Annotated in this window: 12 protein-coding genes; 8 read left to right on the top strand and 4 right to left on the bottom strand. The window is 60.4% G+C overall.

Translation table 11 applies throughout. The features are described 5' to 3' along the window. Positions 1–60 precede the first annotated feature (60 nt). From CAF65_RS04010 to CAF65_RS04000, 3 genes are read left to right on the top strand one after another with little or no spacing between them, the layout of a single operon-like run. Positions 61–1,380, top strand: a complete 1,320-nt coding sequence (locus tag CAF65_RS04010; RefSeq protein ID WP_085715116.1) for an MFS transporter — start codon at positions 61–63, stop codon at positions 1,378–1,380. A gap of 26 nt (positions 1,381–1,406) precedes the next feature. Further along, a complete protein-coding gene (locus tag CAF65_RS04005) occupies positions 1,407–2,159 on the top strand; it encodes an Asp/Glu racemase (RefSeq protein WP_085715115.1) in 753 nt (250 codons plus the stop codon). 21 nt (positions 2,160–2,180) lie between these two features. Further along, positions 2,181–3,098, top strand: a complete 918-nt coding sequence (locus CAF65_RS04000) for a LysR family transcriptional regulator (protein WP_178076652.1) — start codon at positions 2,181–2,183, stop codon at positions 3,096–3,098. Between the two features lie 315 nt (positions 3,099–3,413). Here CAF65_RS04000 and CAF65_RS03995 read toward each other — a convergent pair whose 3' ends face one another. Beyond that, positions 3,414–14,150 carry a peroxidase family protein gene (locus CAF65_RS03995; protein WP_085715114.1) on the bottom strand — a complete coding sequence of 3,579 codons (10,737 nt, stop codon included), beginning with the start codon at positions 14,148–14,150 and terminating at the stop codon, positions 3,414–3,416. A gap of 298 nt (positions 14,151–14,448) precedes the next feature. Continuing rightward, positions 14,449–14,871 (bottom strand): hypothetical protein, encoded by a 423-nt coding sequence (locus CAF65_RS03990; RefSeq protein WP_085715248.1) that lies wholly within the window; start codon positions 14,869–14,871, stop codon positions 14,449–14,451. Positions 14,872–14,943: 72 nt separating this feature from the next. Here CAF65_RS03990 and CAF65_RS03985 point away from each other — a divergent pair, with 72 nt between their 5' ends. Then, complete coding sequence (locus tag CAF65_RS03985) at positions 14,944–16,440, top strand: sensor histidine kinase (protein WP_085715113.1); 1,497 nt, start codon at positions 14,944–14,946, stop codon at positions 16,438–16,440. A 63-nt stretch (positions 16,441–16,503) separates the two neighbouring features. Here the strand turns inward: CAF65_RS03985 and CAF65_RS03980 are convergent, their stop codons facing one another. Beyond that, entirely contained in the window at positions 16,504–17,196 is a 693-nt protein-coding gene (locus CAF65_RS03980; RefSeq protein ID WP_085715112.1) for a response regulator transcription factor, read from the bottom strand. Between the two features lie 514 nt (positions 17,197–17,710). Between CAF65_RS03980 and CAF65_RS03975 the strand changes: the two genes are divergently transcribed. The 3 genes from CAF65_RS03975 (at position 17,711) to gfa (ending at position 19,992) form a co-directional block, all read left to right on the top strand. After that, complete coding sequence (locus CAF65_RS03975; protein ID WP_085715111.1) at positions 17,711–18,331, top strand: LysE family translocator; 621 nt, start codon at positions 17,711–17,713, stop codon at positions 18,329–18,331. 86 nt (positions 18,332–18,417) lie between these two features. After that, a complete protein-coding gene (locus CAF65_RS03970) occupies positions 18,418–19,284 on the top strand; it encodes a patatin-like phospholipase family protein (protein WP_085715110.1) in 867 nt (288 codons plus the stop codon). 129 nt (positions 19,285–19,413) lie between these two features. Then, complete coding sequence (gene gfa / locus CAF65_RS03965; RefSeq protein ID WP_085715109.1) at positions 19,414–19,992, top strand: S-(hydroxymethyl)glutathione synthase; 579 nt, start codon at positions 19,414–19,416, stop codon at positions 19,990–19,992. Positions 19,993–20,075: 83 nt separating this feature from the next. Here gfa and CAF65_RS03960 read toward each other — a convergent pair whose 3' ends face one another. After that, positions 20,076–20,654 (bottom strand): DUF4157 domain-containing protein, encoded by a 579-nt coding sequence (locus CAF65_RS03960; protein WP_085715108.1) that lies wholly within the window; start codon positions 20,652–20,654, stop codon positions 20,076–20,078. A 385-nt stretch (positions 20,655–21,039) separates the two neighbouring features. On the opposite strand from CAF65_RS03960, the gene CAF65_RS03955 reads away from it, so the two are divergent. Beyond that, positions 21,040–22,362: a DUF1329 domain-containing protein gene (locus tag CAF65_RS03955; protein ID WP_085715107.1), complete on the top strand. Its 1,323-nt coding sequence runs from the start codon at positions 21,040–21,042 to the stop codon at positions 22,360–22,362. The last annotated feature ends 39 nt before the right edge of the window (positions 22,363–22,401 follow it).

Here is a 22,401-nt window from a genome sequence, read left to right as displayed (position 1 = left end):
CCATTCACTACTCGGCACACGAGCTCCAAGAATAAAAACGCAAACCCGCGAGGTTGAACCATGAAAACCCTGGCCGCCAGTTCCACGGCGCAAGCTCCTGTCGTCGATAGAATCGGTCAACTGACCGCCACCCAGCGCTACGTGACGCTGGGTGGTTCCTGGGCCGCCTGGCTATTCGATGCCCTGGATGCCACCGTCTTCGGCTTTGTCCTGCTGGCGGTCGCCAAGACCTTCGCCGTCGGCCTGGGCGACGTGGTCTCCACGGTGGCCTGGTTTCTGCTGGCCACCGGCATCGGTGGTTTCTTCCTCGGCAACATTTCCGACAAGATCGGCCGCAAGAAAACCATGATGCTGTCGGTGTTCGTCTACGGCACCGGCACCCTGCTCTGTGCTTTTGCCGACAGCCTGTGGCAACTCAATGTGTTCCGCTTCTGTGTCGGCATCGCCGTCGGTGGCTTGTGGTCCGCCGCGGCGGCGCTGGTGTCCGAGATCTGGCCTGCGGCCGGTCGTGCCAAGGCCTTTGCGGTGATGCAGACCGGCTGGTCGGGTGGTGGGCTGCTGGCGGCGATTTTCGCCTGGACGTTCCTCGATGGCGGCAACCCTGAATCCTGGCGCAGCTTGTTCATCTACGCCTCGATCCCGGCGTATTTCACCCTGGTGTTCATCTGGCTGTTCGTCAAGGAATCACCTGTCTGGCTGGCCAACCGTGAATTCATGCGGCGTAACAGCGACAAGGGTCGACTGCTGGAAATATTCCGCCCGCAATACCTGAAAGTGACCCTGCTGGGCCTGAGCATTTCGGTACTGGGCATGTACGGTTACTGGATCATCACCACGTTCATGCCGGCTTACCTGCAGAGCATTCTGAATGTGCGCATCGATCAGGCTCCGGTGTTTGTCATCTGGATCGGCATCGGCGCCACCATCGGTTACCTGGCCTACGGCTACCTGGCGGAAAGCATCGGTCGTCGCCTGTCGTTCGCTGTATTTTTTGGCGGCATGGCAATCATGGTGCCGGTGTTTGCCTACACGGCGACCTTGATGCCATTGACGGACGGCAAGCTGCTGTTCACCACCCAGAATGTCATCGCCCTCGGTTCGCTGGCGGCACTGCTGGGCTTCTTCACCGGTTATTTCAGCGGGTTCGGCGCCTGGTACTCGGAGTTGTTCCCGACCAGCATTCGTTCAACTGCGTCGGGATTCTGTTTCAACTTCGGCCGAGTCGGTGCCATCGCCGGCATCAAGCTGGTGCCAGTACTGATCCCGCTCATCGGCTTCACCGCCACCATTTCCCTTGCCTCCGTTTCCTACGTCATCGCCGCTGTCATGGTGTTCACGTTGCAGGAAACCAAAGGCGTTCAACTCACCAGCGGCAACTGACCTGAACTGCTCAAAGGAAGAATTCCATGAAAAATTTTCGCATCGGCCAAATCGTTCCCAGTTCCAACACGACAATGGAAACCGAAATTCCGGCCATGCTGACTTCGCGCTACGAACTGTTTCCCGAAGAGCGCTTTACCTTTCACTCCTCACGCATGCGCATGATGCACGTCAGCCCCGAAGAGCTGAAGAAGATGGACATCGACAGCGACCGTTGCGCGCTGGAATTGAGCGATGCGCGAGTGGATGTCATGGCCTATGCCTGCCTGGTGGCGATCATGTGCCAAGGCGCGGGCTATCACAAAGTCTCGCAAGAGCGACTGAGCAAGACAGTGGCGTCCAATCAATCGAACGCACCAGTACTCAGCTCCGCAGGCGCACTGATCGACAGTCTGAAAATGCTCGATTACAAAAAAATCTCGATCATCACCCCGTACATGAAGCCGCTGACCCAACAGGTCATCGACTACATCGAAGCGGCCGGAATCGAAGTGGTCGATTCCATCAGCCTGGAGGTTTCCGACAACCTCGAAGTCGGGCGTCTGGACCCGATGAATCTGCTGGCTCACGCCGACCGGCTCAACATCGGCCAGGCCGATGGCGTGGTGTTGTCGTGCTGCGTGCAAATGCCGTCGCTACCCGCGATCCAGCTTGTCCAGGATCGCCTCGACAAGCCGGTGCTGTCGGCATCGGTCGCCACCGTTTACCAGATGTTGAAAACCCTTGGCCTCAAGGCACAAGTACCCAACGCCGGCCATCTGTTGTCCGGGACGTTTTGAGCCGATGTCGAAGGAGGTACTATGCTGGCCACTCAGGCCAAACCGGTACCTCCCATGAAACTCGATCCGGTCTCGTTGCGACTCTTTGTCAGCGTCGTTGAAGAAGGCACCATTGCTGCCGCCGCCAAACGCGAACACATCGCCGCGGCGGCGGTCAGCAAACGGCTCAGCGAGCTGGAAGAACTGCTCGACTCGAAACTGCTCAATCGCACCAACAAAGGCATCACCCCGACCGACGCCGGTCTGTCGCTACTGTTCATGGCGCGCAGTGCATTGAACAACCTCAATGAAATCGTCGTGCAGATGCGTGACTACTCCCATGGCCGCCGTGGCTCGGTGCATGTCCTGGCCAATATTTCCGCCATCACCCAATTCCTCCCGGGCCTGATCAAGTCGTTCATGGAACTGTACCCACTGATCAATATCAGCCTCGAAGAAAGGCAAAGCCTGGCCATCACCAAGGCCGTGTCCGAAAATCGCACTGACATTGGCATCTTCACCCGTCTTCCGCACGGTGCCGATATCGAGGTTTTCCCTTTTCGTACCGATCGCCTGGTGTTACTTGTGCCCCTCGGGCATCCGCTGGCGACACGCCACTCCGTCAAGTTCAGCGAAACCCTGGATCACGAATACATAGCCTTGCGCAGTGGCACTCATCTCAACTTTCAGTTGATCAAGGCGGCCAACGACCTGGGGCGTTCGCTGAAAATCCGCATGGAAGTCTCCAGCTACGACGCGCTATGCCTGATGGTTCAGGCCGGCCTGGGCATTGGCATCCTGCCCGAGGGGAGCGCGGCGATTTACAAAATGGACGGTGCGAAGGCGATCAGGCTGGATGAGCCGTGGGCCTCCCGCGAACTCAGCGTGTGTGTGAGGTCGCGAGAGGCGTTGTCGGTCGCGGCGGGATTGTTTCTGGAGCACTTGCTCGAAAGGGCGTAAGCGATATCAGACTCAAACCGCGATGGCGTGCGCCTGGAGGACGGTGTGATGGTCGAACACTGGGATGTGATCCAGGACGAGACAACACGCGAAGGTTCCGCCGGCGGGTACCCCATGTTTGGAGATCAGTTCCCCGGCTGACACTCAACACCACCTCGCTCGGCGGTCTTTGAGCAACCAGCGCACTGCTGAAATATCACTGCCCGAGATCTTTAACGCGAAACTGATGGGTCATTGAATGGAAGGAAAAAGGGAGGGCATCCATTGCCCTCCCCTCCGCTGTCCACGCTCCCTGCGACACTACTGACCAGTACCTCAAGTGGCCAGAATGAAGTCCGTCTGATCAACGCCCGCGCTGTTGACACCCACAAGGTGAATCGTGTCCGCCCCGATCCCGACCACCGTGTCCGCCCCGCTAGCCGTGATGGTCACGTTGGCAGCGAACGTTGCGCTGGTGATCCCCATCGGCCTGAGATCGAGCAAGTCGTGCCCTGTGCCCGGATTGGCCAAGAAGTTCAGGACCGTATCGTTGCCGAAACCCGCGGCACCAAACACGAACGTATCGTTGCCGGCCACGCCGCCACTCATCACGTCGTTACCGCCAGCGCCGACGATGAAGTCGTCACCTGCACCCCCCACGATCGTGTTGGCCAGCTCGTTGCCAGTGCCCACAAAGTTGCCACTGCCGCCGAAAAACAGATTCTCGACGTTGGCCCCCAGGGTGTAGCTCGCGAGCGAGGTCCAGACGGTGTCGTTGCCGTCACCGAGGTTCTCGCCTACCACGTCCCCAAGGTCGGTGACTTCGTAGATATCGTTGCCGCCGCCACCGGCCATCGTGTCGGCACCTCCGTTACCGATGAGGATGTCGTTACCCGCACCGCCCCTGAGCGTGTTGACCAGCTCGTTGCCGGTACCCGCAAAGTTGCCGCTGCCACCGAAAAACAGATTGTCAACGTTGGCACTCAGGGCGTAGTTCGCGAGCGAGGTCCAGACCTCGTCGATGCCGGCACCGGCGGCCTCGATCACCTGGTCCCCAGGGTCGGTGACTTCGTAGATATCGTTGCCAGCACCGCCGGACATTGTGTCGGCACCTGCGGCACCGATGAGGACGTCATTACCCGCACCGCCCGCCATCTCGTTGTTGAGCACGTTGCCGGTGCCCGCGAAGTTGCCGCTGCCGCCGAAGAACAGATTCTCGACGTTGGCACCCAGGCTGTAGCTCGCGAGCGAGGTCCAGACCGTGTCGTTGCCGCCACCGGCGAGCTCGATCACCTGGTCCCCGGTGTCGGTGACTTCGTAGATATCGCTGCCACCGCCGCCGACCATCGTGTCGGCACCTCCGGCACCGATGATGATGTCGTTACCCGCACCGCCCACGATCGTGTTGTCGAGCACGTTGCCGGTGCCCGCGAAGTTGCCGCTGCCGCCGAAAAACAGATTCTCGACGTTGTCACTCAGGGTGTAGCTCGAGAGCGAGGTCCAGACCTCGTCGATGCCGCCACCGGCGAGTTCGGTCACCACGTCCCCAGCGTCGGTGACTTCGTAGATATCGTTGCCATCGCCGCCGGCCATCGTATCGGCACCAAGACCGCCGATGAGCACGTCATTGCCCGCGTCACCATTGAGGATGTCGTTGCCGCCCAAGCCGTTCAGGATGTCATTGCCAGCACCTCCGCTGGCCACGTCGTCGCCTGTTGTGCCGGTCCAGATGTCGACACCGGCGGTACCGACAAACAGATCACCGACCACTGTCGTTGCGGCAGAGGTGACTTGCTCAAATGTGCCGAGGTCATCGGTGTAGCTCGCGACGATACGCAGTTGCTGACCGACCTGCGCCTGGTCGGGCGTGAAGGTCGTGCCCGTCGCGCCGGCGATGTCGGTAAAGATCGCACCGCTGCCCGCCTGCCACTGATGGGTAATCACCGAAGTCGTGGTCCCGTTGGCGTCGGTGAACGCATCCGTGGCGGTCAAGGCCGTGGCTTCCGTCGGGGTCGTATCGCTGATCAGCACAGTGCCAACAGGCAGGACATTGACGGTGCCGGTACCGGCCGCCGTGATGGGTGCGGTCGGTGCCGAGAACACTTCCTCAAGCACGCCATTGGCGTCCTTGTAGACCGCCCTGACGCGCAGAGCCAGTCCGGTTGCCACGACGAGTTGCGGAATAGCCGGCACGGCGCCAATGAGAGTCGCTGGTGGTGGGACCCTGAGTTCCGAGCCCACCGTGACGGTCGTACCCTCCGCGCGCGCGACCTCACCGGCGGCAAAGAAGGTGATGTCTTCGAAGACCCCCGAGCCCGGGCGCGCTTCGAACTGCCAGAAGTAACTGATGGGGCTGGTGATCGCGCCGCCAGTCGCGGTATTGTCGGCATCGGTGATGCCGGCCGCCGAGACGGTCAGCGTCTGGCCGACGGCTGGCGTGGGATCGTCGATCCTCAGCGAGCCGACCGGCACCGAGTTCACACCGCCGAGAACAACCGCCTGATCGGCGAACTGCAACCGCTCGATATTGCTGAGGGTGTCAGTCCCGTCCCTGCCAGCGACGCTGTCGGTGACCGTCAAGGTGCCGTTGGCGTTGTTGACCACGGTGTAATCCGCAAAATTGCCGGAGAACAGCGCCGTGTCGAAGTCCTGAGTGGTCGAGGTCAGGATCTCACGGACAACCTGGAGCTGGCCGGGGTTATAGGTGCCGTTCAACATCAGCGGGACCAGCGGCGTCATGTTGTCGAAGGTGGCGATTTCCGGGCCGGTGCCATCGATGTTCTGCCGCACGCTGATGCGTACGTTGAGCCATTTGTCGCCGTCGATGAGGTCATCGCCGCCGCGGCCTTCGATGACGTCGCTGCCAGCGCCGCCCAGGACGATGTTGCCCCCGTCGAACTTATCGTCGGCCGTGCCGGCGATGCCGTCCGCCCCGTTGCCGGCGGCGCCGACGAACGCCCGTAGACCGCTGATGAGGTCGAAGTTGGTGAGCACGCTGCCGTTGACGCCAGCCACAGCGAGCAATGCAGCATCGGAATCGTCGCCGCTGAGGAAGTCGGCGTGTGACGATCCCGACAGCCCTTCCACCAGGTCCAGCCGGGCAAGGATCGACGCGGTGGAACCGGGCACCTGCGGTTGGTCGAAGAAGCGCAGCCTGGAGTTGAGGCCGATGGTCACGCCAGCCGGGTCGTCCTTGAAGGTTGCCCAGTCGAAACCGGAGAAGCCGATGAAACGGTCCGCCTCGCTGGGGCTGCCGATCATGATGTCATCACCGCCCTCCCCGTCGAAGTTGTCCGGTCCGCCATCGCCCATGAACACATCGTTGCCTTTGATCGGATCGTTGCCGAATGCGTCGAAGTTGTCGCCGGCAACACCATCGGCGGATCCACCCTGGATCCAGTCGTCACCTTCGCCACCGCGCGCGAATTCGTTCGCCTTGCTGCCAAGGATGAAGTCGTTGCCCAGGCCGCCGCTGGTATCGGCCGCGTCCTCGCCGGTGATGATGAAGTCCTGGCCGGCCTGGCCGAGGATCAGGTTGAGGCCGTTGCCGCCCTGGATGACGTCGTTGCCGTCCTCGCCGTGGATGACGTCGTCGCCGCCGATGTCGGTGATGATGTCGTCACCGGTACCGCCAAAGAGTTGGTCGTTGCCGTAGCCGCCATCGATTCGGTCGTTACCGGCATCGCCATAGACCGTGTCGTCGTCCGAGTCACCGGCAATGAGGATGTCGTTGCCGGGCGTACCGCCCAGCACGACCGTATCGGCACCGGTGTAGTGCAGGTAGTTGGTATCCGGACCCGGCGTGGCGGGATTGTCGCGGATCACCAGTGGCGTGAGGAAGTCACTGCGTGGTGAGCCAATCGGGTGGTTCGACGGGCCAAACGGATCAGCATTGGCCGGCAGATCGTCGGCGGTGCCGACAATGCCGTCTGGACCGGCTATGACACTCGGGTTGTACTGGTTCGCCTGGTTGACCTCCAGAGTGTAGGCCGGCGTCAGGAACACCCTGCCAGGAAGGTGTGTAGCGTCGGTATTGGCCATCACCAGCGAGGAGAACGTGTTGTTCTCAAGCTCGGCACCAAAGTCCATCGAGGCGGTGCGCTCCAGATAGTAGAAGCGGTCACCGTCCTGGAGTTTCTCCATCTGGTTCTCGAAGACGAAGTTGAAGGTCGAGCCGAGCATGCCGCCAAAGGGCATCTTCTCCTCGGCCAGCCCGCCAACCCAGAAGTCGATGTTATCCAGGCCGGTGATGGTCACATCGTCTGCCGTGTGCAATACACCGTCCGCACCCGCGGTGCTGGTCCAGGCGCCGGTGCTGTTCAGGAAGTCGACACGGTCTGCCGGTGCGGTCGCGCCGCCCAACACCAGGTCCGCAGCTGCGGCGCGCTTGTCCGCCAGCGTGGTGGCGGCGGTGATGGTCGGGTGCGTGCCGTAGGCGGCGATGAAGTTGATCAGCGATTCCGGATGCTTTATGTGCTGCACGAAATCGGCCCAGCTCGTGTAGGGCTTGAGCTCTGCGTCGCCGGTGGGCAGATAGAACTCCCGCCGCGCGGCGTTCAGGGACGGAATGCCGGTATCGCGGCCGCGCGCCAGGTTGATGGAGGGCAGATCGAGCGGCAGACCCAGCAGGTTGTTGCGCAGGGCTTCGGTGACGAACTCGTCGATCTCGTTGCCCACCTGACGGGTCACGCCGCGCACGATGGCACCGGCCGCCTGTTCCGGAGTGGGACCGCTGCCCGCGAACTCGAGCGGGTTGAGGAAGGCCTGAATCAGCCCGATATCGCTCGAGGCGAAGTTCGGATCAAGCCGGTCGACCTGCTCCAGCAGCATCGAGTGCCCGAAGCGATAGACGGTGTGCGCGAACTCGGCAACGATGCTCGGATCGATCGCGGTGTCGTACACCTGCCCCGGGGCGAAGAACGGATCGACCATCGGCTGGATGGTACGCGCGAACTCCTCGAACACTAGGTGCTGGTACTGCATCTCGGTGCCGAACTTCGCGGTCTGGAACAGGCGCTCGCCGTTCCAGTCGAGGGTCGAGGTATCGGCGGGAACGGCAGTGACAGGCGTCAGCAGCCACTCGTTCAGGAACGATACATCGCCGCTTGCCGCTGTCGCCAGGACCACCGCCTTGGTGTGATCGACCAGGCGGTTGTGCTCATGGTGGAAGATGGAGTGGACGGTGGTCAGGCCGATGTTTTCGTTGACCCGGCCATCGCCGGCAATGTAGTGCGCGTCCAGCAGTTCGTTGTCGTAGAAGCCTGCGGCCACCGGGCCGCCCGCAACGGTGTCTACATCAGGCAGGAGCGCTGCGCCGGTCTGGCTGTCCACCGGAACGGCGGTGTGCGCGATGTCGTTGAGGAAGGCATGGCCAGTGCGCACGGCATCGACCAGGCTGATGGGCGCCAGCGGATTACCTTCAACGAGCACATCGTCGGCCGTACCGGCAATGCCGTCAGGCCCCTTCATCACCACTTGCGGGAAGCCGTTCGGCCCCTTGATGAAATTGCCGTAGGCGTCGGTCGCCAGCAATGGCACGTTGTCGAAATCGGCATCGGTGAGGTTGATGCCCAGCAGCGCGTTCGCCTGCGCCTTGACCACCTTCCAGGTGGCCATGCCGCCGATCCCGACGTCGTCGGCCGTGCCGAACACGCCATCGGCGCCCAGATCACGATTCTCGATCAGCTTGCCGGTGGCCACCGGATCGCCGGCTGCGTTGAGCTCGTACGCGCGCAGGAACACCTGGTGCGAGGGATGCGAGCTGTAGGTCTGGTTCTGGTCGACAAACGGCGAGGTGGTGTTGGTGTTCTCGTGGATGTCATCGGCCGTGCCCAGAATGCCATCGGGGCCAGGCTGATTGGTGGCGCGCGTCAGCACCATGAAGTTGGTCGGGCTACCGGGCACGAACAGCGGATCATCCGGCTGCAGCGGAATGAACACGGTGCCCGAGCCGCCCTTGGTAACGAGGTCCAGACCATGGTCGAAAAACTGCCCGAAGAAGGTCATCCATTGGTTGAAGGGCGCGGTCAGGCCCGCGTCGGGGCTTATGTTCGGGTCGAAGAAGGTCTGGAACGTCGTGCCGTCGGTACGGGTTCCGGTCACCACCTGCGCACCGGCCTTGAGCACATCGTCAGCCGTGCCGAGAATGCCATCCAGACCCGGATCGAAGGTAGCCGCGACCGCCGCCGGGTTGTTGGCGGTCTGGTCGACGATCAGGTTGCTGATGGTGCGCGGCTGCGAGTCGATCACCAGGCCACTGGTCTGGGTGTAACTCGTGCCGGCGTCGGCCGTGCGGAAGTCCGGCGTGGTCAGGCGCGGGAATACATTATCCGCGGCCCCGAACTCGGGATGGAGCAGGTTGTTCTCCGTCCCTTCGACCGTACGTAAACCGAACGGCATCCGTACGTTGTCGAGCAGCGAGTTCAGGTTCTCACCGGCCGCGTTGCGTTCCGCTATCTTGATCTGGTCAAGGATGAACGCCAGGTCCGATTGCGTGTAACGCACACCGTTGCTGGGGGCAGTGGTCTGCGGATCGATCAGCGAAGGCGCCACTACCGGGGCCGGCGGCGCAGCCACTACTGCGGTAGTGGGTGCCGAGAATACCTGCTCGGTCACACCATGATCGTCCGCATAGAAGGCTTTGACGCGGATTGCCAGGCCGGCAAGATCCGAGGTCACCTTGAAAGTGGGCTGGTCCGCCCTGGTAAATCCGATACCGATGCGGCCTGGGCCGAGGATGATGTCCTCGAAGACGCCCGAGCCCGGTGTCGCTTCAAACTGCCAGATGTAACTGATGGGATTGTGGATCGCCCCGCCCGCGTTGTCGCCATCGGTGATGCCGGCCGCCGACGCGGTCAGCGTCTGGCCAACGGTCGGCGCGGTGTTGCTCACCGTCAGCGCACCCACAGGCTCGGCGTTGACCCCTTGCACGAGGACCACGGATTGATCGGAGAACTGCAGCCGCTCGATATTGGTGAGACGGTCGGTTTCTTCCTGACCGACATTGTCGGTCACGGTGACGATGTCGGTGCCGACGATATTGAGGGCAACGGCGGGATCAACGACGATGCCGTTGACGGCGATCGTGTAGTTCGCCAGCGGGCCCATGAAGTTGACGGTGTCAAACGCAGCCCCGCCTGCGGATGTCCCGGGCAGGATTTCGCGCACGGCGACGAGCTGGCCGGGGTTGAAGGTGCCGTTCAGCATGAGCGGGATCAAGGGCACCATGCTGTCGAAGGTGGCGATCTCCGGCCCGGTGCCATCGATGTTCTGGCGCACGCTGATGCGCACGTTGAGCCAGCTGTCGCCGTCGATGAGGTCACTGCCGCCACGGCCTTCGATGATGTCGCTGCCATCGCCGCCGAGGATGATGTTGCCCGCGCCGAACTGATCGTCGGCCGTCCCGCCGATACCGTCGGCACCGAAACCGGCGCTGCCGACGAAGGCCCGCAGGCCACTGACGAGATCGAAGTTGGTGAGGATGCTGCCCCTGGCCGTGATGTTGGCAATGATGGCTGCGTTTTGTTCATCGCCGCGCAGGAAGTCGGCGAAGGCCGACCCCGACAGGCCCTCCACTTCCGCGAACCGGTCATAGACCGCATCGGGAGATTGCGCGAATGCACCCACGATATTGCCCGCTGCATCGGGCACCGGGTGATAGGGGCTGAAGAAAGGCACGACCATGTCGACGGTCACGCCGTACTTGTCATTCTTGTAGGTGGTCCAGTCGAATCCGGACATGCCGTCCATCTTGTCCTGAGCGTCGCTGGCGACGAAGACGTCGTCGCCACCTTCGCCGATCATTTCATCGAATCCACCCTTTCCGATGAAGATATCGTTACCGGGCACATCGTCGGACAACGTGGGGCTATTGCTGTCGCCGACCGCACCATCCTGGGTGCCGCCCTCGATCCAGTCGTCGCCTTCGTCGCCCTGTGGCGAGAGGTTGACCTTGTTGCCGAGGAGGAAGTCGTCGCCCTTGCCGCCGAAGATCATCGAGATGTCCTCGGTGGTGATGACGAAGTCTTTACCGTCACCGCCGAGGACCAGATTGTTGCCGGCCAGGGTCGAGTTGCCGGCCTGGATGACGTCGTTGCCGTCCTCGCCGTGGATGACGTCGTCGCCGCCGATGTCGGTGATGATGTCGTCACCGGTGCCGCCGAAGATGTTGTCATTGCCGTAGCCGCCGTCGAGCCGGTCGTTGCCGGCGTCGCCATAGACGGTGTCGTCGTCCGAGTCGCCGGCAATGAGGATGTCGTTGCCGGCCGTGCCGCCGAGCACGACCGTATCACCGCCGGTGTAGTGCAGGTAGTTGGTATCCGGGCCCACTGTGTCGGGGTTGTCACGGATCACCAGCGGCGTGAAATGGTCAATCCGTGGTGAGCCGATCGGGTGATCCGACGGGCCGAACGGATCGGCGTTGGCGGGCAGATCGTCGGCCGTGCCGACGATGCCGTCCGGGCCGGCCACCACGCTCTGGTTGAACTGGTGCAACGGGTCGGTCTCGAGGATGAAGGCCGGCGTCTGGAATATGTTGGCCGGGAGGTGGGTGGCGTCGCTGTTGAGCATCACCAGGTTGGCGAACGAATTGTTCTCAAGCTCGGTGCCGAAGTTGAGTCCCGCGGTGCGGGCCAGATAGTAGAAGCGGTCGCCGTTCTGCAGGTTTTCCAACTGGGTTTCGAAGACGAAGTTGAAGCTCGAACCCAGCAGGCCGCCAAAGGGCATTTTCTCCTCGGCCAGGCCACCGATCCAGAAATCGACGTTGTCCAGGCCGGAGATAGTAAAGTCGTCTGCGGTGTTCGGAATACCGTCCGCACCGGCGTTGTTCGCCCAGACACCGGTGCTGTGCAGGAAGTCGAGACGGTCGATTGGCGCAGTCGCACTGCCGAACACCAGGTCTGCTGCCGCGGCGCGCTTGCCCGCCATCGTCGTAGCGCTAGTGATGGTTGAATGCGTGCCGTAGGCGGCGATGAAGTTGACCAGCGATTCCGGGTGTTTCATGTGCTGCGCGAAATCGGCCCAGCTCGTGTAGGGGGTCAACTGGCTGTCGCCGGTCATGTGGTAGAACTCGCGCCGCGCCGCGTTCAGCGACGGGATGCCGGCGTCGCGGCCGCGCGTCAGGTTGAGGGCGGCCAGGTCCAGCGGCAGACCGACCAGGTTGTTGCGCACCGCGTCGGTCACGAACTCATCGATCTCGTTGCCGACCTGGCGGGTCAGACCGCGTACGACGGCGCCTGTCGCCTGCTCAGGGGTCGGGCCGCTCGCAGCAAATGCCAGCGGGTTGAGGAAGGCCGCGATCAGGCCGGTCTGTTGATTGCCCGCGACAGTCGGATTGCCGTCGCCGACGACGTTGAAGTTGGCGTCGAAACGATCGACCGTCTCCACCAGCATCGAATGGCCGAAGCGAAAGACGGTGTGCGCGAACTCGGCGACGATCGACGGGTCGATCGTGGTGTCGTTACCCATGGGGGCCAGGAAGGCGTCCACTTGCGGCTGGACGGTGCGCGCGAACTCCTCGAACACCAGGTGCTGGTACTGCATCTCGGTGCCGAACTTGGCGGCCTGGAACAACCGCTCGCCGTTCCAGTGCAGGGCCGCGATGTCGGCAGGCGTCACTGGCAACGCTGTCAATTGGGCGTCGGGCATCAGCCACTTGTTCAGGAAATCGAGATCGTTGGAGGCCAGCACCGTCTGCTTGGTCTGGTCAACCAGCCGGTTGTGCTCGTGGTGGAACACGGAGTGAACGGTGGTCAGGCCGATGTTCTCGTTAACGCGGCCATCGCCGGCGATGTAGTGCGCATCCAGCAACTCGTTGTCGTAGGTGCCGGGCGCTTGCGGGCCGCCAATGACGGTGTCCGCGTCGGGCGTCAGGCCGCCGGTGGGATCGGCGCTGTGCGCAATGTCGATGAGGAACTGGTGACCGGTGCGCACGGCGTTCGTCAGGTCGATGGGAGCGGCGCGGTTACCTTCGACGAGTATGTCGTCGGCGGTGCCGGCAATGCCATCCGGGCCCTTCATCACCACTTGCGGAAGGCCGTTGGGCCCCTTGAGGAAGTTGCCGTAGGCGTCGGTCGCCAGCAGCGGCAGATTGAACACATCGGCATCGGTCAGGTTGATGCCGAGCAGATCATGGGCCTGGGCCTTGACCACCTTCCAGGTGGCCATGCCACCGATTTCGACGTCGTCGGCGGTGCCGAACACACCGTCGGCCCCCAGGTCACGATTGGTGATCAGCTTGCCGGTGGCCACCGGATCACCGGCGGCGTTGAGCTCATAGGCGCGCAGGAATACCTGATGCGAAGGATGCGAGCTGTAGGTCTGGTTCTGGTCGACAAACGGCGAGGTGGTATTTTGCTGTTCGTGGATGTCGTCGGCCGTGCCGAGGATGCCATCGGGGCCGGGCAGATTGGTGGCCCGGGTCAACACCATGAAGTTGGTCGGGCTACCAGGCACGAACAGTGGATCGTCGGGCTGCAGCGGAATGAACACTGTGCCGCTGCCACCCTTGGTGACCAGGTCCAGGCCATGGTCGAAGAACTGGCCGAAGAAGGTCATCCAGGCGTTGAAGGGCACGGTCAGGCCCGCGTCTGGCGTGATATTGGGGATCTGGAACACGGAAACGTCGTCGGCGGTGCCGAACAGGCCATCCAGACCGGGGCTGGTGACCGTCTGTGAATCCGGATTGAACGCTGCGGCCGCGACCGCCGCCGGGTTGTTGGCAGTCTGGTCGACGATCAGGTTGCTGATGGTGCGCGGCTGCGAGTCAAAGACGAAACCGCTGGTCTGCAGGTAGGAGGTCGGCGTGGTTCCGCCAGGATCGGTGGGACCGAAGAAGCCGGCCGGCTGTACCTGCGCGGTATTGAATACCGGCGTCGTCATGCGCGGGAAGATGTTGTCGGCGGCACCGAACTGGGGATCGGCCAGGTTGTTGAGGATGCCGGAGACGGTGCGCAGGCCGAAAGGTACTTCTACGTTCGGCAGCATGTCTATCAGGCTCGCGCCTGCCGCATTCCGTTCGGCGATGAAAATTTGTTCGAGAATGAACTCGAGATCGGACTTGATGAAGCTGGCCATGGTTGTTTCCTCGATGCTCGACTAATCAGGAAACCACACGCATAAAACACGGCTGCAAGCGCGCGGTTTAGTGTTGAACCCCATAAATGAAATTCGAAAATTGAACGACGGGACCTGGTCGTACAGGCGCACGGAGCCCTTGCTGAATGGAATGCAATCAGCAGTGCTCAACTAAGGGTCAATTCCCCGTGGCAACCGTACCTACAGGCTGGTATTGCGCCTCAAGGAGGCGACGGCCCGTGAACGCAGGTTGAATAGAAGGTGCAACTTGCTAAACGCCCCGTCACGTATCGGGGCTCTATGCATTTGTCCATGGAGCTCTCTCAGGCATAGTGGGCTTGGCACAGATGCCACACATCCAGCGACCGGAGTCATTGGCCGGAATATGCTGGCGAAGATCGCCATAGTCCGGGACTTCCTGAGGGGTGATGGCACGGTTCTGCGTCCATGCGGCTTCGTCAACAAGCCTTTTATCCATGAGAAAACTGGCATCGACCACGAATTGACTAGTATCTAATGGAGACTGGTTCCACGCGCCTGGTGGTGAACCGGGTTTGACTTGAATGCCAAGCGTGCAGCCGTGTCCATCCTGGTCTGTATGGCCATGAGGTGACAGTACAAGGCGCGAATGGCCGACCACACCATGGGTAATAACCCCCGGCAGTTGTTGCCGGAAATAGCGGTTATCCAGAATGATCGAGAATCTTTTTAAGTTATTCATCGCGCCTCCCGCCTTCATCCTCGAACGCCAGCTTTACTCTCCATTGAAAATGAGTATTGAGGTGCTACCCGGATGTGTACAGAGACGAAAGCCCAACCAAATTCTGAGACCTTGGTCAATGAATCGGATCAGACCTTGGTCGAATCAGGCGTTGACCAAACGTCCGGTGGAGGAGTGCCCGGGAGACTGGGCACCCTTGCGAAATTGCGCCATTTAAGCCGCTCAACCCAGTTCGTGATCTGCGCCACAATCATTCTGGGTTTGACCATGACGTTCGTTGGAAACCTCGTCAGCCAGAGTATCGAAGATGCAACGGTTCAAACGGCGGCAGAGACGGGCGCGCGTTATATGGAGAACTTTCTCGAACCTTTCGTCCAGGGATTGACCACTGCCAGGGAACTCCCCGATGAAACTATTCAGACTATTGATAACCTGCTGTCCAGCACCTCGTTCAGTACACATGTTGTCTCGGTGAAAATCTGGCTCCCGGACGGCACGATTGTCTACAGCACCGACAAATCCACGTTCAAGAAAAATTTTCCGACAGAGGAGATCTCACAGGCGCTGGCAGGCAAGATCTATACGGAACTGAACGAAGATCTTGAGGATGATACCGAGGATGCCTTTGAGCGAAGCCTGAACATTCCGTTCTATGAAATTTTTGCTCCACTGCGCGAAGCGGGTAGTGGAAAGATTGTTGCGGTGGGTGAGTTCTACGAAACTGCGGAAGCGTTACAGCGCGAAATCAATAACGTTCGCAAGAAAGTATGGGCGGTTGTTGGTACAGCAACGATGGCGATGATTTTGCTTTTGTTTTTTATCGTTCGACGTGGCGACAAGATAATAAAGCGGCAGGAAGCAGCACTTGAATGGCGAATGGAGGAGCAAGCCAGGTTGCACTCCAATAATGCCGCCCTTCAGCACAAGGTCACTACCGCCAATCGCGAATTCTCCAGAATCAATGAACTCACCCTTCGCCGGATCGGGGCAGATCTTCATGATGGTCCTGCTCAGCTGTTGTCACTTATTCTCCTTCGCCTTGAAGAGCTCGAAGATTCGGCAGGCACCTCGGATGGGGAAGCCCTCGAAATGATCAGACGTGCCGGCGAGGATGCTTTAAACGAAGTGCGGGAAATATCACTTGGTCTGGCGGTTCCCGAAGTCAATGACCTGACTCTGCACGATGCGCTGGTATTGCTTGTTCAGCGGCACGAAGAGCGAACGGAGACGCGAGTCGACCTGCAGCTTGATAGGCTTCCAGACGACGTACCGATAGCACATAAAATCTGTATTTACCGCTTCGCTCAGGAAGCATTGAACAATGCTTATATCCACGCCGGAGGAAAAGGCCAAACACTCAGCGCCTCGCACTCCGAAGGCCTGCTGCAAGTGCAAGTCGAGGATGCGGGATCGGGTATTCCAACCGAGAAACCGAGTGTGCCGGGGCGAGGCAGAAGTCATCTGGGCATTGTCGGCATGCGCTATCGCGTCGAATCCCTCGGCGGAATTTTCACCATTGAATCGGCGCCCCATGCCGGAACCAAAGCCAGGGCGCAATTCAGGATCTGATCACCCGTGCCAAGATGATCGTTGCACTCAAGTCACCGCAAGCGCTTATGACTCGTTATCTGGCTAACCGTTGTCATTCAAGTCGCGGCGTTGAAGAGCGCCACACAAGCCAGGTATATGGTCACTCTCCCAATGCCGTCTCACTGCAGCGACTGCCTGCGTCCTGTTACGAACGCGCAGCTTGTACATGACATTTGTCATATAGTGCTTGATGGTCTTCTCGCAGAGCTCGAGCTTGATAGCAACCTCGCGGTTGGTCAGGCCTTTCGATACTTCCCGGATAACCTGTTCTTCGCGATGGGTCAGCTCGACCTTTTGCTTGTCATCCGCGTGCTTTCTGAAATTGCTCAACAGCTTGCTGGCAAGCCTGGGTGTTATGAAGGTTTCACCAGCAGCGACATTTCTGATGATCTGTACAAGCTCACGGCCGCTTATGCCTTTCAACGCATACCCCTGCGCGCCCGCTTCGAGGGCGGAATAGGCGTCCTCGATGGACTCGGATACCGTCAGCATCAAAACCTTGACTGCCGGCGAAGAAGCCGAGATCGCTCGCACGGCAGCAAAGCTGTCGCCCGGCATGTTTACATCCATCAGCAACACATTCGGAGCAAAACGAGCGGCAATTTCCAGGGCCTCATCGGCAGACCCACCCTGCTCGACCACCTGAAAGTCAGCTATTTTCTTCAGCGCCATTGTGACCCCATCCCTTAACAGCGGGTGATCATCAACGATGCCGATCCTGATCATGGAACTCATAAGAAGCTCCTCATTGGAAGCGATGGAGCTGTTTGGTGGTGTCGCGTTTTTCATTTTTCACCCCTCGCGTCATGCCGAACCTGGCAAGCCCCGTTGTCTCCATGATGTGCGGGACGAAAGTTGTTGCGGGTACCTGGGGGCTGCAACTAATGAGCCATTTCAATCGGGCGAAGAAAAAGCTCAAATCAATTAACAGGATGTTTCGAGCGAGAGAATGGGTGAGGCGGGGAATATTCCTCAAATCAGGTGGTAAACGCCCGGTTGGGTGGGTGAAATTCCCCAATTATGGAGGTAGCAGGTTGCGAACCTCCCACCCTGTTCTGCCCTGGATCGGGGGTGATCGCCCTGGGTTACTGCATCGGCCCCTGGTTTTCTCCTTCGGCTTGCGTCACCGCGCGTCAACGCAACCTGTTACTGGCTGGAGCTGGAGCGGCATTTCGAGCACTCAACGAAATCTGAAGCCTATCAGCCATGTGCTAACGTTCGCGCTTCATCACTTTGAAGTCATACGCCGATGTCCATCGCAGACAACCTCCTTGCTTTTACCTTTGCCGCCACCCTGCTGACGCTGACACCGGGCCTCGATACCGCTCTGGTCTTGCGAACTGCAACGGTGGAAGGCAAACAGCAGGCGTTTCGCGCTGCCCTGGGTATCAATGCCGGCTGCTTGTTGTGGGGCGCTGCCATCGCCTTTGGCCTGGGTGCTCTGATTGCCGTATCGGAGCTGGCGTACAGCCTGTTGAAGTACTGCGGCGCCGCTTACCTGGCGTGGCTCGGATTGAACATGTTGCTGCGTCCACGCAACTCATTATCGCCCGTCGAAGCGGACGCAAAGCCGAATGCAAACTGGTTCCTGAAGGGCATGATGGGCAACGTCCTCAATCCCAAGATCGGGATTTTCTACGTCTCCTTTCTCCCGCAGTTTGTTCCCCAAGGGCACAACCTGATTGCCTGGACATTCGGTCTGGTCAGCATTCACGTGGTGCTCGGTCTGTTGTGGTCGTCGACGTTGATTGGCGCAACTCAACAGCTTGCCGGCGTTCTGCGGCGTGAGAAGGTCATCACCTGGATGGATCGCACAACCGGCCTGGTCTTTGTGCTGTTCGCAGCGCGGCTGGCCTTTAGCAAGCGTTGAGAACCACCTCAGCGGCGAGCACCCGCAAGTAACCGTTATCCGTCAGCTACACTCACTCGATACATTTCTGCGCCGAGACTTCGACCATGGCGACCAGTACCGCAGTCGTATTCGCTGGTGGCGGCAGCCTGGGTGCGGTGCAGGTGGGCATGTTGCGGGCCCTGGTCGAGGCCCATGTTCGATTCGACATGGTGGTTGGCGCTTCGGTAGGTGCTATCAACGGTGCCTATTTTGCCGCAAGGCCCGATTCCGATGGCGTCGAGGCACTCGCCGGATTCTGGCGCGGGCTGAGTAAAGCTGACATCTTTCCCCTCTCCTGGCTCGATACCTGTAGAGGACTGATCAAACGGCGTGGCTTTCTGTTGCAGCCGGCGGCCTTGAACCGATTGCTGGGTCAGGCACTGCCCATTCATCGCATCGAGGAGGCGGTGCTGCCCCTGCACATCGTCACCACCGACCTGCTCAGTGGTGCCGAGACCGTTCTGTCCAGTGGCGAACTCGAACAGGCGTTACTGGCCAGCGCTGCCATCCCGCTGGTGTTCCCCTGCGTACAAATCGCCGACCGGTTCCTGGTTGACGGCGGCGTGGCAAGCAACACACCTATTTCGACGGCCGTAGCCTTGGGTGCCACCAACGTCGTGGTCATCCCCACCGGCGTGAGTTGCGCCCTGACACAACCGCCCCGGGGCCTGGTCGCCCTGGCCCTGCACACCGTCAATCTGATGAGCATGCGCCAACTGGTGAGCGACATCGAACACTTCCGCACGCTCACCAGCCTGCACATCGTCCCGCCCTTGTGCCCCGTGGATGTCTCTGTGTTCAACTTTGACCAGACCGAGTCTTTGTTGCAGCGCGCCTATACACAGACCCTGCGGTGGCTTGAACGCGGAGGGCTCGAACGCACCAAGGTACCGGGTGCCCTGACGATCCATTCACATGCCCATGAGCATTGACAACCGACCGGACGCACCGAAGGAGGTCACCCGTCTATGCATTGTGTCCTTTTCGAAAGTCGATGAACTACCGGTCCGGGGCACAGCCCCAGGCATTTTTGTCTGACACCCTGAAACGGAGAAGCCAGCATGAGCACCCTGCAACTTCACCCTGCACTGGACAATGGAATCCAGCCCGCCGCCGCGAATTTCACAGGTGGCACCCTGCAATGCCTGTGTGCGACCGACAAGGTCGAGGTCAGAATCGACGCACAAACCCTGCATAACCACGCATGCGGTTGCAGCAAATGCTGGAAACCGAAAAACGCGATATTCGCCGTCATCGCCGTAGTGCCTCGGGATAAGGTCAGCGTCATTGCCCACGGCGAAAAACTGGCGATTGTCGACGAAAGCGCCACCATCCAGCGCCACGCCTGCAAGCAGTGTCACGCCCATCTCTTTGGGCGCATCGAGAACAAGAACCATGCGTTTTATGGCCTGGACTTCGTCCACACCGAGCTTTCGCCACAGAGCGGATGGGCTGCGCCGGGATTCGCGGCGTTCGTGTCCTCCATCATCGAAACCGGCACACCGCCAGCGCAAATGAAGGCAATTCGTGAGCGCCTGCGTTCGATCGGCCTGGAACCCTATGACTGCCTGTCCCCGGACTTGATGGACGCACTGGCGACTCATGTCGCCAAACAGAAAGGCCTGCTCCCCACCGCCTGATCGATCGGTCGCCGCGGTTTTTTTCCGGACCGCGGCTCCGGGCTGCCTGTTCTGAAGCAGGCAGCAATGGCGGCGAAGTCACTTCAGTAACTCTCTTTGCGCAACGACCGCCTGACCTCAGCCTGCATGGCGTAAGCCGGCGCCTCCACGGCATTGAAATCCTGGGTATAGCGCTGGGCGAAACCCTGCACCCCCCACTCCTGATACTGCTGCACATGTTTCAGTTCGTGAGCCCAGAGCGCGATGTCCTGTTCAGCGGATCGAGCGTCCCGGAAGAGGATGATATCGATCAGCGTCACGGCACCGACATCAGGGTTTTGCAGCATGGCAGTGGCGGCGCTGAACTGGCCGTTGTCGCTGATTTTGTAGCGCGCGCTATCGAGGACGGCGGGGTCGTACCAGCGCAGTAGATGTTCGCGGATATGCGCCGGAATGGGTTGGAGGCCGGTGCTGGCGGCTTCGGCACGGGCCTGGGTCAGCCACAGGGCCAGGGCAGGTGCCGCGATCTGGTAGACATCATCAGGCACCAGGTCTGGCAGGCAGACGCAGCCGTCCAGACACACCTGTTTTTCGCCGGCCGGGCAGCCGTTGCTCTGGGCCGGCACTTCAAGTGCCAGGCAAAGAACAGACAACGCCAGCAGGCGCGCGGTGATGGGCGGCATTGGGCGCTCCAGATTTTTTCCGAGCGTTGTTCATTCCATGGCATCGCGTCAATGCCTCTGCCTCGAAACATCAACAATCCTGACGATCGAGCGGTGAACTCGCCAACAGCGCTTTCAACGCCATCGGCCTGGCGAAATGGTACCCCTGGGCCTGCCCTGCCCCCATTTCGCGCAGCAGGCCCAGCGTTGCTTCATCCTCGACACCCTCGACAAGCGTCCGGGGCTGTCATGAATAGCCAAGGGACTGTCGTCAAATGAAAAGCGCCCCCGAATCGCGGGCTTTTTAATGGAGATTCTGAAAAAGCCTCTGGCGATTGAGCCGACGGATGTCATCGCGGCGCCTGAGTCACGAGTTGCCTGGTACGCCAGGCAGGAGAATAACAATATGAAAATCGTGAAAAGTCTTCTGGCTGGCCTACCCCTGATGGCGCTGGCCATCGATGCTCATGCCTATGTCTCGAGTCATGAAGCCGCGCGACTGGGCACCAGCCTGACGTGGGTGGGTGCCGAAAAGGCCGGCAATGCCGATGGCTCCATTCCGCCCTACAACGGTGGCCTGACCACGGCCCCTTCCAGTTTCAAGACCGGCGACAGCATGCGTCCGGACCCCTTTGCGGACGAAAAACCGTTGCTGGTGATCAATGGCAAGAACGTCGATTCATACAAAGGCCTGCTGACCGCCACCACCGTAGCGCTGGCCAGGCGCTACCCAGGTTTTCGCATCGACGTGTATCCGACCCACCGCACCGCATCGCTACCACAGGCGATACTGGACAACAGCCGCAGGAATGCCACCAACGCCAGGTCCATCAATGGCGGGATCGCCATCGACAATGTGATGCCCGGGGTGCCATTCCCGATCCCGCAATCAGGCGCCGAAGCGATGTGGAACTTCCTGCTGCGCTATCAGGGTGTCAACATCCATTCCAAGTACGACTCCTGGAGCGTCGACACGGCGGGCGTACCGAGCCTGGCTGTCACCGGCGAGGCATACGTGTCCTTCCCGATTTACGAGAACCTGTCGAAGCCGTTCAGCAGCTCGGACATTTATTATCAGTTGAGACTGTCCTACACCGGGCCTGCGCGCCGGGCTGGCGAGTCGATCATGCTCAAGAACGCCACCAATGCCACAGAGTTTCCTGGCCGCGCCTGGCAGTACATGCCTGCCCAGCGCCGCGTCAAACAGATTTCGATCCTGGCCTACGACACACCCAACCCCGGTACTGCCCGTGCACTCGAGCTGTATGACTGGACGCTGGTCGGCAAGCAGGAAATGATCGTGCCTTACAACACCTACAAACTCACTTACGCACGCAACGCCAAATCGCTGACCACCCCCAATTTCATTGCCCCGGATTTCGTACGCTGGGAAAAACACCGGGTCTACGTCGTGGAGGGCAACCTCAAGCCAGGTGCTACGCACATCTACCAGAAGCGCCGCTTTTACCTGGATGAAGATACCTGGGCCGCGGTGGCCTCCGATCAGTACGACACCAGTGGCCAGTTGTATCGTGGCTCCTTCGCGTTCTTCAGCCAGAGCTATGACCAGCAAGTCCCGGATGCCACCCCGTTCATGACCTACGACCTGTCGCGTGGCACCTATAACATCAATGGCGTGGTCGGACCCCATGGTGGCATCCGCTACATCGAGCCGCTGTCGACTGCGCAGTGGGTGCCAGAGTCCATGGCGGGTAGCGGTATTCGCTAGGTCTGCGGTGATGCAACGCATCGATGATGCATGACCGAT

Origin of the sequence: Pseudomonas sp. B28(2017), assembly GCF_002113025.1 — a bacterium.
Lineage (GTDB): Bacteria > Pseudomonadota > Gammaproteobacteria > Pseudomonadales > Pseudomonadaceae > Aquipseudomonas.
This window is presented reverse-complemented; position numbering and strand designations above follow the sequence as displayed.